This window comes from Sedimentitalea todarodis, assembly GCF_032595355.1.
In the GTDB taxonomy this organism is placed as follows: domain Bacteria; phylum Pseudomonadota; class Alphaproteobacteria; order Rhodobacterales; family Rhodobacteraceae; genus Sedimentitalea; species Sedimentitalea todarodis.
This window is the reverse complement of record NZ_JASMWN010000009.1, coordinates 59,947-73,938: the sequence shown is the minus strand read 5'-3', so window position 1 is coordinate 73,938 and position 13,992 is coordinate 59,947. Positions and strand designations below refer to the sequence as shown.

General features: G+C 60.6%; 14 protein-coding genes. 6 read left to right on the top strand and 8 right to left on the bottom strand.

What is annotated here, in order from left to right; genetic code table 11:
- Positions 1-61 precede the first annotated feature (61 nt).
- Together QO231_RS12575 and QO231_RS12570 are read left to right on the top strand one after the other, a co-directional pair.
- A complete protein-coding gene (locus QO231_RS12575; RefSeq protein WP_111368647.1) occupies positions 62-853 on the top strand; it encodes an ABC transporter ATP-binding protein in 792 nt (263 codons plus the stop codon).
- Positions 854-866: 13 nt separating this feature from the next.
- Positions 867-1,655 (top strand): SDR family NAD(P)-dependent oxidoreductase, encoded by a 789-nt coding sequence (locus tag QO231_RS12570; RefSeq protein ID WP_111368624.1) that lies wholly within the window; start codon positions 867-869, stop codon positions 1,653-1,655.
- Positions 1,656-1,680: 25 nt separating this feature from the next.
- On the opposite strand, the gene QO231_RS12565 is transcribed toward QO231_RS12570, so the two are convergent.
- Positions 1,681-2,784, bottom strand: coding sequence for a CaiB/BaiF CoA transferase family protein (locus tag QO231_RS12565; protein WP_246156676.1), 1,104 nt, complete (start codon positions 2,782-2,784; stop codon positions 1,681-1,683).
- Between the two features lie 112 nt (positions 2,785-2,896).
- On the opposite strand from QO231_RS12565, the gene QO231_RS12560 reads away from it, so the two are divergent.
- From QO231_RS12560 to QO231_RS12545, 4 genes are all read left to right on the top strand, one after another.
- Positions 2,897-3,685, top strand: coding sequence for an enoyl-CoA hydratase/isomerase family protein (locus QO231_RS12560; protein WP_188078292.1), 789 nt, complete (start codon positions 2,897-2,899; stop codon positions 3,683-3,685).
- Between the two features lie 16 nt (positions 3,686-3,701).
- Entirely contained in the window at positions 3,702-4,940 is a 1,239-nt protein-coding gene (locus QO231_RS12555) for a thiolase family protein (protein WP_316776735.1), read from the top strand.
- A 16-nt stretch (positions 4,941-4,956) separates the two neighbouring features.
- Positions 4,957-6,123 (top strand): acyl-CoA dehydrogenase family protein, encoded by a 1,167-nt coding sequence (locus QO231_RS12550; RefSeq protein ID WP_111368626.1) that lies wholly within the window; start codon positions 4,957-4,959, stop codon positions 6,121-6,123.
- 130 nt (positions 6,124-6,253) lie between these two features.
- Complete coding sequence (locus tag QO231_RS12545) at positions 6,254-7,219, top strand: NAD(P)H-dependent flavin oxidoreductase (protein WP_111368627.1); 966 nt, start codon at positions 6,254-6,256, stop codon at positions 7,217-7,219.
- A gap of 71 nt (positions 7,220-7,290) precedes the next feature.
- Here QO231_RS12545 and QO231_RS12540 read toward each other — a convergent pair whose 3' ends face one another.
- From QO231_RS12540 to QO231_RS12510, 7 genes are all read right to left on the bottom strand, one after another.
- Positions 7,291-8,487 (bottom strand): phenylacetate--CoA ligase family protein, encoded by a 1,197-nt coding sequence (locus QO231_RS12540; protein WP_246156677.1) that lies wholly within the window; start codon positions 8,485-8,487, stop codon positions 7,291-7,293.
- 27 nt (positions 8,488-8,514) lie between these two features.
- Positions 8,515-9,324, bottom strand: a complete 810-nt coding sequence (locus QO231_RS12535) for an enoyl-CoA hydratase/isomerase family protein (RefSeq protein WP_111368629.1) — start codon at positions 9,322-9,324, stop codon at positions 8,515-8,517.
- 39 nt (positions 9,325-9,363) lie between these two features.
- Entirely contained in the window at positions 9,364-10,515 is a 1,152-nt protein-coding gene (locus QO231_RS12530; RefSeq protein ID WP_111368630.1) for an acyl-CoA dehydrogenase family protein, read from the bottom strand.
- The gene (locus QO231_RS12525; protein ID WP_316776720.1) at positions 10,512-11,636 is read right to left on the bottom strand and encodes an acyl-CoA dehydrogenase family protein; all 1,125 of its coding nucleotides are present in this window, start codon (positions 11,634-11,636) and stop codon (positions 10,512-10,514) included. The genes QO231_RS12530 and QO231_RS12525 overlap by 4 nt, the downstream gene beginning before the upstream one ends.
- Positions 11,623-12,072, bottom strand: a complete 450-nt coding sequence (locus QO231_RS12520) for a MaoC family dehydratase (protein ID WP_111368632.1) — start codon at positions 12,070-12,072, stop codon at positions 11,623-11,625. Before QO231_RS12520 ends, QO231_RS12525 begins: the two co-directional genes overlap by 14 nt.
- Positions 12,069-12,788: a transglutaminase-like domain-containing protein gene (locus QO231_RS12515; protein ID WP_111368633.1), complete on the bottom strand. Its 720-nt coding sequence runs from the start codon at positions 12,786-12,788 to the stop codon at positions 12,069-12,071. The genes QO231_RS12520 and QO231_RS12515 overlap by 4 nt, the downstream gene beginning before the upstream one ends.
- Positions 12,789-12,852: 64 nt before the next feature.
- Complete coding sequence (locus tag QO231_RS12510) at positions 12,853-13,989, bottom strand: CaiB/BaiF CoA transferase family protein (protein WP_111368650.1); 1,137 nt, start codon at positions 13,987-13,989, stop codon at positions 12,853-12,855.
- Positions 13,990-13,992 lie beyond the last annotated feature (3 nt).

The following is a 13,992-nucleotide window of genomic DNA, read 5'->3' as shown; positions in this document are numbered from 1 at the left end:
ATTAATCCGGGCGCCGCAGTCGCGGCGCCCGTCCAGATCCTTAGCCCCGGGCAATATGACCATGCTGGAACTCAATAATGTAGAAGTGACCTATTCCGACGTCATCCTGGCGCTCAAAGGCGTGTCCATGACAGTCAGTGAAGGTCAATGTATTGCTCTGCTCGGTGGCAATGGCGCGGGCAAAAGCACGACGCTCAAGGCCATCTCGGGAACGCTCAAATCCGAGGATGGAACCGTTTCGGCAGGGTCCATCGTTCTGGACGGAACCCCCGTTCAGAACATGGAAGCCTCGGAAGTCGTGAAGAATGGCCTGATCCACGTGATGGAAGGCCGGCGCGTGTTGCGCCATCTGACGTCAGAGCAGAACCTGATCGTCGGCGGACACATGGTGCCCAATTCCGCCGAGCTTAAAAACCGCCTGGACCATGTTTACACCTTGATGCCTCGGCTTGCCGACCTCCGCAATCGAACCTCTGGCTTCATGTCTGGTGGCGAACAGCAACTGCTGCTGATTGGTCGGGCCATGATGGCCAAGCCCAAGATCATCGCGATTGACGAGCCGTCCCTGGGTCTGGCCCCGATGATGATCCGGGATGTTTATGAAGTGCTCAAGCAACTCAAATCAGAAGGCACTACCTTTTTCCTGGTCGAACAGAACAGCGCTGCTGCACTGTCGATCGCCGACTACGCCTATGTGATGGAAAATGGCCGTATCGTGATGGATGGCCCGGCAGACAAGCTCGCTGACAACGAGGACATCAAGGAGTTTTATCTTGGTGTCACCGCGTCCGGCGAACGCAAAAGTTATCGTGAAATCAAACATTATCGCCGCCGCAAGAGGTGGCTGGGATAGGAAAGGAACGAAGATGAGTGAACTTCTATCCATCAAGGGTCGTACCGCAGTAGTAACCGGAGCGGGTCAGGGCGTGGGCCGACAAGTCGCGCTTTATCTGGCTGAACACGGGGCCGGTGCCGTCGTCGTCAACGATTTTCACGCCGAACGGGCCGAAAGCGTTGCCGCGGAAGTGGAGGCAGCCGGTGCAAAGGCGATGCCGCTCGCGTTCGATGTGTCGGATTTCGACGCGGTCGGCGCGGCGTTTGCCGAGGCTCAGAACGCCTTCGGCGGCGTGGATATTCTGGTCAACAATGCGGGCAACGCCGGGCCGACATCGCGTCTTGACGATCTTGTTCCGTTTTGGGAATCCGATCCCGCCGAATGGCGCCGCTGGATGGCGACCAATTTCGATGGGGTTCTGAACTGCACCCGACACGCCATGCCCTTGATGGTCAAAGGTGACTATGGGCGCATCGTGACCGTCATTTCCGACGCCGGTCGCGTCGGCGAGCCGCATCTGGCGGTTTATTCCGGAGCCAAGGCCGGTGCGGCAGGCTTCATGCGGGCCATCGCCAAGGCGGGTGGCCGGTTCGGGATCACCGCGAATTGCGTCGCCCTGGGGGGAACGAAAACACCGGCTGTTGCCGACCTGATCCCGGATGCAGAGACCGAGAAGCGGGCATTGTCGCAATATGTGATCCGCCGGCTGGGCGAGCCGGAAGATCCCGCCGGAATGATCCTGTTTCTCTGCTCGGATGCCGCCAGCTGGATCACCGGACAGACCTATCCGGTGAATGGCGGGTATTCCTTTGCCTGCTAAAGCCGACATCGGACGGATGCCGTCTCTAGCTGGCGCTGCCCGAAAGAACGCTGTCATTGTCTGCGCCAAGCTCTGGTGGCAGGTCAGGGGCTGCGGTCTCGAAACCATCGAACTTCAGAGGCTGGACAATGAAAGTCTCGGACTTGCCGCTGTCATGCGCGATCGTGCGCAGCAACTGTCGCGCACGCACATGGGGGTCGTCCAGCGTTTCGACCAGGGAATTGACCGGACCCCATGGCACCCCCGCCTTGTCCAGAAGATCGCCCCATTCGGCGCGCGTCTTGCCGACCAGAACCGCCGCGATCTCTTCGCGCAACGCGTCCTTGCGGGCGACACGGTCGCGGCCTGTCAACCCCGCGAGGTCCGCCTTGTCGATCACGTCGCAGAACGGTTTCCAGAACCAGTCTTCATGCGCGATGGACAAGGTCATGAGCTTGCCGTCCTTGCAGGTGAACACGCCATAGCCCGGCTCGGCAATGAACTCGCCCAGCGGTGTGCCATTGGCGGCCGGAACAAGGAATGCCGTCAACATCGAAACCACAGCGTCCGACATGGACACGTCCACGTAACGCCCCTGCCCCGTCCGCTGGCTCGACACCACCGCCGACAGGATTGCGATCGCCGCGAACAACGCCGCGCCCACATCCGCGAGGGGGACCGCCGGAACAGGGCCCGGTTGCCCTGCATCGGCCTGATCGGCCAGCAGGCCGCCAACGCCTTCGTAGCTCAGGTCGTGGCCGGCACGGTCACGATAGGGGCCGTCCTGCCCGTAGCCCGAAATCGACACGTAGACCAGCCGCGGGTTGACGCCACGCATGTCCTCGAACCCGGCGCCCAAGGCTGCGAGCTTTCCAGGGCGGAACCCTTCGACGATAACATCCGAAACCTTGGCCAGTTCGCGAAACCGTGCCAGCCCCTCGGCCGATTTCAGATCCAGCGCGACGCTGCGCTTGCCCCGGTTCAGAGCCCGGAACAACGGCGGAAACTGCCGGGCCGGATCACCGATGCCCGGACGTTCGATCATGATCACCTCGGCCCCCATGTCGGACAACAGCATTGTCGCGTAGGGGCCGGGAAATTGTTCGGCAAGGCTGAGAATCCTCAGGCCGGCCAGGGGTGCATTACTCATATCAGTCTCCAGCTCTTGTATTGTCCACGTGCGGGTCCGCCCCAGTGCAGCGCAGATCGCCGCAAAAGACAAGACGGAAAACATAAATATCCTTATTTTTCAGGAGCGTAGCATGACTGAAGAGAAGCAGACGCTATTTGTCGAGCGGGTGGCAAAAACTGAATGGATTACCTTCCAGCGCACCGAACAGCTCAACGCGATGTCAACGCAGATGTTGCGAGAGATCGCGGCCGCGTTGGAATCGGCGCTGGCCGACGATGCGGTTCGCACAATTGTCCTGACCGGTTCGGGGCGGGCGTTCTGCGCCGGTGCCGATCTGAAAGAAGTTGCTGGCGCCAAACATGCACCGGGCGAACCGGACCTTCTTGATCTTGTCGATCACACGTTTGGACTGATGCGGCATGGCCCGAAACCCGTAATCGCCGCGGTGAATGGGCTGGCCATGGCCGGCGGTCTGGAAATGGTGATGGCCTGCGATCTGGTCTTTGCCGCCGAAAGCGCCCAGCTGGGCGACGCACACTCCAATTTCGGGGTCTTTCCCGGAGCAGGCGGTGCGGCGATCCTGCCGCGCAGGATTGGACTGAACCGCGCGAAATACCTGCTGTTCTCGGGCGAGAACGTTTCGGCGCGGGACATGATGGACTGGGGGCTGGTCAACAAGGTCGTCGCGGACGAAGAACTGCGCGACGCCGTGCAGGAATTTACCGACAAGCTGGCCGACAAAAGCCCGGCGGTCTTGCGCCGTATGAAGGCGGTTGCCAACCGGTCGCTGGACGTGGATGAAACCGCCGCCCTGTCCGAAGAGATGCTGAACCTGCGCGCGCACATGCGGTCCTGGGACATGCACGAGGGCCTGTCGGCGTTCAATGAAAAACGAAAACCGCAGTTTCGCGGATACTAGATCAGGAGGACAAACGATGCAGGACATTTACGTCGTTGGCGTCGGGATGACGCCGTTCGGAAAATTCCGGGACAAAACCATCAAGGCCATGACCGGCGAGGCCGTCGCCGCCGCCCTTTCAGACGCCGGAGTGTCGGCTGATCGCATCGACGGCGCGTTCTTCTCGAACGCGGTGCAGGGCCACATGGAAGGCCAGCACATGATACGGGGCGAGATCGCGCTACGCGAGATGGGCATTCAGGGCATTCCGGTGGTGAATGTCGAAAACGCCTGTGCCAGCGCCTCGACCGGGTTCAAACTGGCGGTGGATTTTCTCAAGGCGGGCAATGGCGATTGCTGCCTCGCCATAGGCGCCGAAAAGATGTATTCCGACGACCGCGCGTTGATGTTTTCGGCCTTCGACAGCGGCTGGGACGTCAGCAACGGCGACGAGGTCGCGCAACGGCTGGCCGATCTGGGTACCGGAGTCGAGGAACCCGAAGGATCGAAATCGCCCAAGCCCTACAGCGTGTTCATGGATGTCTACGCAGGCTTCGCGCGGTTGCACATGAAGACCTTTGGCACCACGCAGGAACAGTTCGCCGCCGTCGCCGCCAAGAACCATGCACATTCCGCGCATAATCCGCTGGCGCAGTATCGCGATGCCATGAGTGTCGATCAGGTTCTGGCCGCGCCGCCCATCACCTATCCGCTGACCCTGCCGATGTGCGCCCCGATCTCGGACGGTGCCGCGGCGGCCGTGCTGTGCACGGGCGAAGGGCTCAAGCGGCTGGGGCTCGATCCCGCCTGCGCGATCAAGGTCAAGGCCGCGATCCTGCGCTCGGGCACCGACCGTCCGCCGGAAGATTACAAGAACCACCTGACCCGGCTGGCCGCGCATCAGGCCTATGAACAGGCGGGGCTCGGCCCCGAAGATATGTCGGTTGCCGAAGTGCATGACGCCACCGCCGTCGGTGAAGTGATCCAGATCGAGAACCTCGGGTTTGTCGAGTTCGGTGAGGGCGGCCCGGCCAGCCTGCGCGGCGACACAAAGATCGGCGGACGCATTCCGGTGAACCCTTCGGGCGGATTGGAATCCAAGGGCCACCCGGTCGGGGCCACCGGTATCGGGCAGGTCTTTGAACTGGTTACGCAACTGCGCGGCGAAGCCGGCGCGCGTCAGGTCGAAGGGGCGCAGAACGCCATCGCCGAAAACGGTGGCGGCTTGCACGGGGTAGAAGAAGCTGCCGCCTGTGTCACCATTCTCGGCCGCTGAAACAAGGAAAAGAATTATGGAAAACGTGATCGCCGCCGCTCAGGCAATCTATACAGACGAGCAACGCATGTTGCTGGAGAACTTCCGCAAGATGGCCGAGGCAGAGTTCGCTCCGCTGGCCGAGAAATACGAAGACCTCGGACACCCGCCCGATGCGAAAACGCTGAAGTCCCTGTTCGCCAAGGTCGAGGAATTCGGGCTGATCAGCGGCCTGATCCCCGAGGAAGACGGCGGTGCCGGAATCGACCGCATGACCTATGGCATCCTTTACGAGGAACTGGCCCGGATATGGGCAGATCTGGCAATTGCGGTCCTGATCCAAGGCCACGCCGTGTTTGCGGTCAACCTTCTGGGAAATGCGGCGCAGAAAGAAGCCTATCTGAAGCCGCTCCTGCGCAGCGAACGGATCTGTGCCACGTGTATTTCCGAACCAGAGGTCGGCTCGAACGTGCGCGAGGTCAAGACCCGCGCAGACCGCGAGGGCGACAAGATTTTCGTCACCGGCCAGAAGCTCTGGATTTCCAACGGGGCCCAGTCGGATTTCGCCATCGTTGTCTGCAATCTGGACGACGGTATTTCCATGGTCATCGTCGACCGTGACACCGGCGGATACGAAAGCCGCGAATTGCGCAAGCTGGGGCTTGTTGGTGCATCGACCTGCGAATTGTTTTTCGACCGGGCCGAAACCACCGCCGAACATGTTCTCGGTAATGCAGGCGGGGGCCTGTTCCAGACTTTGAAGCTGTTTGAAAGCGCACGCGTGTTTGTCGGCCTGACCAGCATTGGCATTGCCCAGGCGGCACTGGAATGTGCCGTCAAATATGCGCAGGAACGCGAACAGCACGGCAAGCCGATCGGCGGGCACCAGTTGATCCAGGGCTACCTGGCCGACATGGCCACGCATCTGGATGCAGCGCGCCTGTTGTGCCAGCGCGGGCTGCAACTTCTGGATCTGGGCGTGCGTTGCGACACCCAGACCTCGATGGCGAAATGGTATGCGACAGAGATGGCGGTAGAGATCGCCGGAAAAGCGGTGCAAATCCATGGCGGCAATGGCATTACCAGAGAGTTCCCGGTCGAACGGCACTTCCGCAACGCAAAAATCATGCCGATCCCGGACGGGACCACCGAGATTCAGAAGCTGGTCATCGGCCGGAACCTGACCGGGTTGAACGCGTTCTGAACACGGCGCCTTGCCTGCGCAATGTCCGTTGGGGTCGGCAGACAGGATTGTTTCGGACTGGCGATTCATGGACTATCGCGCCGGAAGCGGCCCCTGCGTGCGCCGTTGTGGACGTAAAAAGGACAGGACCATGTACTCCGACACCCCTCTCGGCCGCTTCCGCCTGCCCGTGATCTGCTCGCCCATGTTCCTGGTGTCCGGGCCGGATCTTGTCATCGCCCAGTGCAAGGCCGGCGTTATCGGCAGCTTTCCGGCGCTGAACGCACGCGAGTCCGAAGGGGAGCCACCACTGCTCGAAGCCTGGCTCAAGCGCATCACCGAAGAGCTTGACGCGCACAATCAGGCCAATCCCGATCGGCCCGCCGCGCCATTCGCGGTCAACCAGATCGTCCATCGTTCGAATGATCGGATTGAGCGGGACGTCGAAATATGTGCGCGCTGGAAAGTGCCGGTCTGGATCACATCAATGGGCGCACGAGAAGACGTCAACCAGGCGGCGCATGACTGCGGCGGCATTGTACTGCACGACGTGATCAACAACAAATACGCCAGCAAAGCAATCGACAAGGGCGCCGACGGCCTGATCGCGGTCTGCGCCGGCGCGGGCGGCCACACCGGTGCCTTGTCACCCTTTGCGCTGGTTCAGGAAATCCGGGAATGGTTCGACGGTCCGCTTGCCCTGTCCGGGTCCATCGCGACCGGGCGTGCCATTCTGGCGGCACAGGCCATGGGCGCGGATTTTGGTTATATCGGATCTCCCTTCATTGCCATGACCGAGGCGGTGGCGTCGGAGGATTACAAGCAGATGATCGTCGACGGCGGGGCCGATGATATTGTGTATACCAACTATTTCAGCGGCGTGAGTGCCAACTATCTGAAACCGTCGGTGCGGGCGGTCGGTCTCGATCCTGACAACCTGGCCGGGATCGGCAACAAACTCGATCTGGCCACCGGCGACATTCGCCCCAAGGCGTGGCGTGACATCTGGGGCAGCGGTCAGGGGATCGGAGCGGTGAAAGAGGTGATGACCACGGCGGACTACGTCGACCGTCTCGACCGGGAATACCAGGCCGCCAAAGATGCGCTCTGTTCCTGACGAAAGAGGGCGGCCGGTCACCCGGCCGCCCATCTGTTTCTGCGGTTGCCGCCGAAGATCGAGACGCGATCTCAGACGTCTTTTTGGTTGACGATCAGTTCTGCATTCTCGGGTAGTTCCGAAACGATGCTCACCTCGTCGGCGCGAATTCGCGCATGCAGTTTGAAGGTTTCGACGGCGGCTGTTTCCGCGGCAGAAGCGTCGGCACCGCCTTCCAGCACAAGCGAGAGGCGGATCATGTCGCGATCGTTCTCGCGCGTTACCATGGCCTGCGCGGCCTTTGCGCCGGGCGTACCGATGACAACTTCTTCGATCACGCGCGGGTAAACGAATATCTCGCGCACTTTGACCGCTGCGCCGACCCGGCCCTGCAGTGCGGAAATCCGGCTGACGGTGCCATCCGCGTTGCTTTCCAGCGCAAAGGCGCTGTCGCCGGTGCCGAACCGGATCATCGGCCAGGTGGCATCGCGCGCGGTCACAACAACCTCGCCCGGTTCCCCGTGAGCGACCTGTTCGCCACTGACCGGATCGCAGATCTGCACCACGCGGTCGGGATGAACCACATAGCCTTCGCCGCCATCCTCATAGGCGACAAGGCCCAGATCGGCCGTGGCATAGGCAGCCCAGGTGGAGACGCCATAGTCGGCCTCGATCCGGCGGCGCTTGGCCATCCAATCGCCCATCTCACCGCCGAGGAAGGCCGTTTTCACCTTCCAGGCGTCGCGGCCATAGGTTTCGATTACCTTGTCTGCCAGCGTCAGGAAAAACGCGGTCGAAGCGCAGATCGAAGTCACGCCGGTTTCGACGATGATCTGTGCCTGAAGCTCGGTATTGCCGACGCCGCCGGGGATCACTGTCGCGCCCGCCGCCTGCGCCGCTTCGTCGAACAACAGCCCCGCCGGCACCAGGTGATACATCCAGGTATTCAGGATGATGTCTCCGCTGCCCACTCCGGCCGCTTTGAACAACAGGTCCAGACCATGCCCGCCGCCGCCCGAAAGCGCCGGTTCGAAGATCGGGCCAGGGGACACGTAGATCCGTCCGACATCTTTCAGATCCGATGCGAGGAACCCGCCGAAGGGCGGATTGTCACGCTGAATCCTCAGGAGCTCTTCCTTCTTCATCACTGGCAGACGCGACAGGTCCGCCAATGACGCCACAGCTGCCGGGTCGAACCCGGCAGCCGCAAATCGCGATTTCAGGCCAGGAGCCTTTTCGGCCGCAGCGGCATAGGCTTGAGCTATATCTTGGTAGATATCTTCAGACATTTCCATGCCTCCTCGTCCAATCAGGCGTTAAAGCGGGCAGTCCTTGCGGAAGTTCGGCGCGCGCTTCTCCCGGTGTGACAGAACGCCTTCCTTGACGTCCTCGCTCATGAAGCCGAGCATCTCCAGCGCGGTCGACGCATCGAAGATCGGGCCAGCCTGGCGCAGCCAGTTGTTCAGCGAATACTTGGTCCAGCGGATCGCGCTTTGCGAGCCGTTGGCCAGCTCGACGGCCGTGTCCAAAGCGATCTGTTGCAACTCGTCATCTTCGACGCACATTGAGACAAGGCCGATGCGCTCGGCCTCTTCGCCCGAAACCGGCTTACAAGTCATCAGATAGTATTTCGCCTTGGCCATCGAGGTCAGCAGCGGCCAGATGATCGCCGCGACATCGCCAGCGGCAACACCCAGGCGCGGGTGACCATCGACAATCTTGGCCTTCTTCCCGGCAATCGAGATGTCGGCGAGGATGGCAACCACAAGACCGGCACCGGCCGCAGGTCCGTTGATCGCGGAAATGATGGGTTTGTTGCAGTTGATGATGTTGTAGACAAGGTCCTTGGCCTCTTTCCAAGTCTTCATGATCTCGTGCGAGTCGCCGATCATTTTTTCAATCAAGCTAAAATCACCGCCGGCGGAAAACGCCTTTCCCGCGCCGGTTACAATGACCGCGTTGATGTCGGGATCACGGTCGATATCGATCCACATGTCCGTCATCTGGGTATGGGTTTCCGCGTCCACGGAATTAAAGGACTCAGGGCGGTCAAAAGTGATGCGCAGGACGCGATCCGCCGGGTAGTCAAATTTCAGTTTGTCGTACTTTGCATAGCGCTCCGACATAGTTCTTTTCCTCCGTAGGGTGTGGGTATGAGTATGGGTTCAGCCAGGCAGTCCGAGGACGGCCTTGGACAGAATGTTTCGTTGGATTTCGTTCGACCCACCGTAGATCGTGGTCGGCCTGGCCTTATAAAAGCTCGCAAGGACATCGACACTTACGTTGCCGACCTGAAGTGGCCCGATGGTGCCGCCGTCGGGGCCGGCAGCTTCGATCATAAGCTCGGTAATGCGCTGAAAGCACTCAGTCACCCAGATTTTGAGCATCGAGACATCCGCGCCGAGCGTTTCACCTCGCTTGAGCTGATCGGCAAAACGGGCGTATAGCGCGGCGTGATCTTCAACATCGAGTGCGGCTTGGGCAAAGCGGTCGCGGAACACCGGATCATCGAAAGCGCCACGGCCCCGGGCAAAGCTTTCCAGTTGCCCCAGTGCGTTCTGGGCCAGGCTTGGTGAGCCGATGAAGATGCGCTCGAAACTCAGAAGCGCCTTGGCCATCGTCCAGCCCTTGTTCAACTCGCCCACGAGGTTTTCACTGGGCGTACGGGCATTGTCGAAGAAGACCTCGCAAAACTCCGTTTCCCCCGAAAGAGTAGTGATCGTGCGCACATCGACACCTGGCTGTTCCATCGGAGCGAGTAAGAAACTGATGCCCTGTTGTTTCTTGGGCGCGTCCGGATCGGTGCGCACCAGCATGAAGATGTGCGTGGCATCATGCGCCATCGTGGTCCAAATCTTCTGTCCGTTGATGACAAAGTCGTCGCCATCAATCTCTGCGCGTGTGCGCAGGTTGGCCAAATCGGACCCGGCACCGGGTTCCGAATAGCCCTGACACCAGATGTCTTCACAACTCAGGATACGCGGCAGCCAATAGTCTTTCTGTTCCTGGGTGCCAAACTTGATAATCAGCGGGCCGACCATCTGCACGCCCATGTCGCGGCCACGATTAACGCCCCAGCGTTGCTGCTCCTCGTAGAAAATCAGAAGCTTGGCGGCGTTTAGCCCCATGCCGCCGTATTCCGCAGGCCAGGCCGGCGCGACCCAGCCCTTGGCGTGCAGCTTGCGGTGCCAATGTTCGATCTCGGCGAATTTGGGACGATGCGGCAGGTGGCGCAGCTCCTCGGGATATTCCGCCTCGAAGAACTGGCGCACTTCTTTGCGGAAGTCCGCATCGCTCATTGCGTTCCAGTCGGTCATTGTGCTGCCCCCTCTGCTTCGCGTGCATCGAACCAAATCCGCCTGTGATAGGCGTCGTCGCCCAACCAGGCCGACAGCACCAGCGCCCGATTCAGGTAGAGCCCGATATCGAAATCATCGGTGTAACCGACCGCCCCGTGCAACTGAACTGCGTCGCGGGTAATCCTTTTGGCGGTCGTAACCGCACGCGCCTTGGCACGGCTGGCAAGCTGTGCCCGAACCTTCTGATCGGTTTCACGGTCCATCAGCGCCAGAACTTCGCGGACGCCCGCCTGTGCAACCTCGCACATCACGTTGAGGTCGACAGCACGATGCTGGATGACCTGGAATGACCCGATCGGCTTGTCGAACTGCTCGCGCGTCTTGATGTACTCGAGCGTAATCTCGAAGGCGCACTCGCTCAGGCCGACAAGCTCGGCCGCGGCAAGCGCCGTTGCATCGGCGACAGCCTCGGCAAGCGCAGCCTGAACCGCGTCGCCGCTAGCCAGTTCCGCGGCCAGTGTTCCTGAAAACGAAAGCTCGCCCAGGGAACTGCCGTCGGCCTGCGCCCGCTTGTCGATGACAACCCCGTCCGCGGTGGCCTCGGCCAAGACTAGAACCGGTCCACCATCTTGTTCGGCCACGACGAGGAACCCTTGCGATCCGGTCGCACCGACCACCCAAGCCTTGTTTCCGGTTAGCCGCCCGTCCGCGTATCGGCAGGTCGCATCGGCGGGCGCCCCGCCCGGGCCACGTTCCTGCCAGGCAACCGCCAGTGAAACCTCGCCGCCGATGAGCTGCGCCATCTTCGGATGTTCCGGGCAAAGGCGACGCAGAAGGCCGAGACTCAGACCGATCGTCAACACGACCGGTTCCGGTGCAATCACGCGACCGGCCTCTTCTGCGATAACGCCCCCGGCGGCCAGGCCCATGCCAAGACCCCCCTGCTCTTCGGGCACCGCCACGCCGAAAACGCCGGCCTCGGCCAGTTCCCGGACCATATTCGGGTCGAAACTGCCCCCGGCATCACGGAGTTTTCGGGCTCTTCCACTTCCGCCCGCGCGCTCGAACAGGGTGCGCGCGCTTTCGCGCAACAGGCGAAGGTCTTCTTGTTCGCTGGAAACTGTATCAGTCTGTGTCATTTTGTTTTCGCTGGATCATCACGGGGGTGTCGGTCGAAAAAACGACCTCGCCCTCGGGGTTTTTGGCGCTGAGCGTATAGTGCAAAACACCTCTGTCGGGCTTGCTTCTTGAAGGCGTGACCGCGTTGACTGTCAGTTCGACATCAAGGGGTTCGTTCGGGCGCACCGGCCGCAGCCAGCGCAGATTGTCAAAGCCCATGCCACCGATATTGGCAACATCGACCATCATTTCGGTCATGACGGGCTTGAATGCCTCCAGCATCGTCTGAAAGCCCGAGGCAATCAGGCTGCCGTGAATGGTGGCCGCATAGGCTTCGTCGGTGTGGAGCCGCTGCGGATCCCATTCCTCGGCAAATGCCTTTATCGAGTCTGCGCTCATCGGGGCACTGCGAAAGTGATAGACTTGGCCCGGCGCGAAATCCTCCAGATACTTCAAGAAGCACCCTCCTTTGCGAAACCGGAATCATATCCGTTGGCATCCCTGGAAATTCGTACGCGGTTGAATTCTTCCAGCTTCGGATAGGTTTCCTTGAAGGCCACTAAGAATTCGTCCATGGGCGCGTCGAAATAGAGTCCCCGATCGTTTACATATTCCATGTGCCGGTGGTCCAGCTCATCGAACTCGTGGAACAGCGCATCGTGATAGCCGTCGAAGACCAGTGGTTTGACCCCGAATCTTTCACACAGCTCCATGTTAAATGCAGGTGTTACTTTGTAGGGCTCACCATCCAGCCACAGTTGAACGTAGCCGTGATAGATGAATAGGTCAGTTCCCATCAACTCCTGCAGCTTAGGGGTGTTCAGGTGGTTGCGCACATCGGCAAACCCAAGTGCGGCGGGGATACCCACAGCACGCAAACAGGCCGCAAGCAGGATCGCCTTGGGAACGCAAAATGCCGCTTCTGCCCCTGCGATCCGGCTGGCACGGTAAGAATCTTCATCCAGCGCAAAACAATATGGGTCGTAACGAATGTCGTCGCGAACCGCTTCAAACAGACGGATCGCCTTGTCCCGCTTGGTTGCATCCAGCGAAAGATCGCGCAAAGCCGCTGTCGCAAACTCCTGCACTTCGAGGCTGTCGCTTTCGACATAGTGCGACGGCATGACATAGCGCTCGGCTTCTGCAGGCAGGTGGTCATCGGACTCGGCCATTGGATCTCTCCATTTTTCTAACAATTGTTAGAATAGTGATTCACCACCAGCACGTCAACGGGGTTTAATCTGTGTCCGGCGCGTCCAGCCCGTAACGCGCATTGTCTTCTCCCAAGGCGGCCGCAACTCCGAACGAGTTGGCCGGAGACCGGAACTCCGGCGCAATTGGTAGCGGCAATGCGGGCGCATTCTGGCCGGATATGCTCAGGGTTCGCCCAAAAACGTCACGCACTTTGAAATGCGGGTCACGCGACGCCTCGGCGGGCGTTTTTACGACCGAACAGCAACAATCGGCCGCCGCCAGCAAAGGCTCCCAATGGGTCGAGGGCTGTTTCCCCAGACGACGTGCAACTTCCGCGGCACAAGTGTCGGGATCGGACCAGTCATCGCGAAGCTCCGGCGGTAGGCCGATGACATCGCAGAAGGATTGCCAGAACTTTTCTTCCAGCGCACCCACGGCGATCTGACGTCCATCCGCAGCCGTATACAGCCGATACCGGGCTAGGCCGCCCGTCAGGCGGCTGCCACCGCTTTCGATGTTTTGCCCGGCGATCACACCTTCGGCATGGGCCCAATAGGCAAAGGCGAACGCCCCCTCGGACATGGCGATATCCAGATGCGTCCCCTGCCCGCTTGCCTGCTGCGCAATCAGGGCCAGCAGGATATTCATCACCGCCGGATAGGTTCCGCCTCCGATATCGGCGACCAGCCCGAACGGTGCCGTTGGTTGGTCATCCGGTCCGCGGCTCAGCGACAGGATACCCGCATCACCGACGTAGTTAAGGTCGTGGCCAGCGGCGCTGGCCTTTGGTCCGGTCTGGCCATAGCCGGTGATCGAACAATAGATGAGACCGGGATTGATCTCGCGCACAGCTTCATAACCAAGACCGAGCCGGCCCATCACGCCGGGACGGAACTGCTCTACCAGAACATCGGCCTTCTCGATCAAGGGGCGCAGAAGATTCACTGCGCCCCTTGATTTGAGGTCGATGGCCACCGATCGCTTGCCGTGGTTCAACACAGCAAATCCGATGCTCTCTCCGTCGATCATGGGTTCCGTGTGGCGCGCGTCCTCACCAACCCCGGGCCGTTCGAACTTGACAACTTCGGCGCCGGCCTCGGAAAGCATGAGCGTTGCCATCGGACCGGGAAGAAGGGTGCTGAAATCCAACACCAGAATATCCTTGAGCGGTTGAGTCATCTT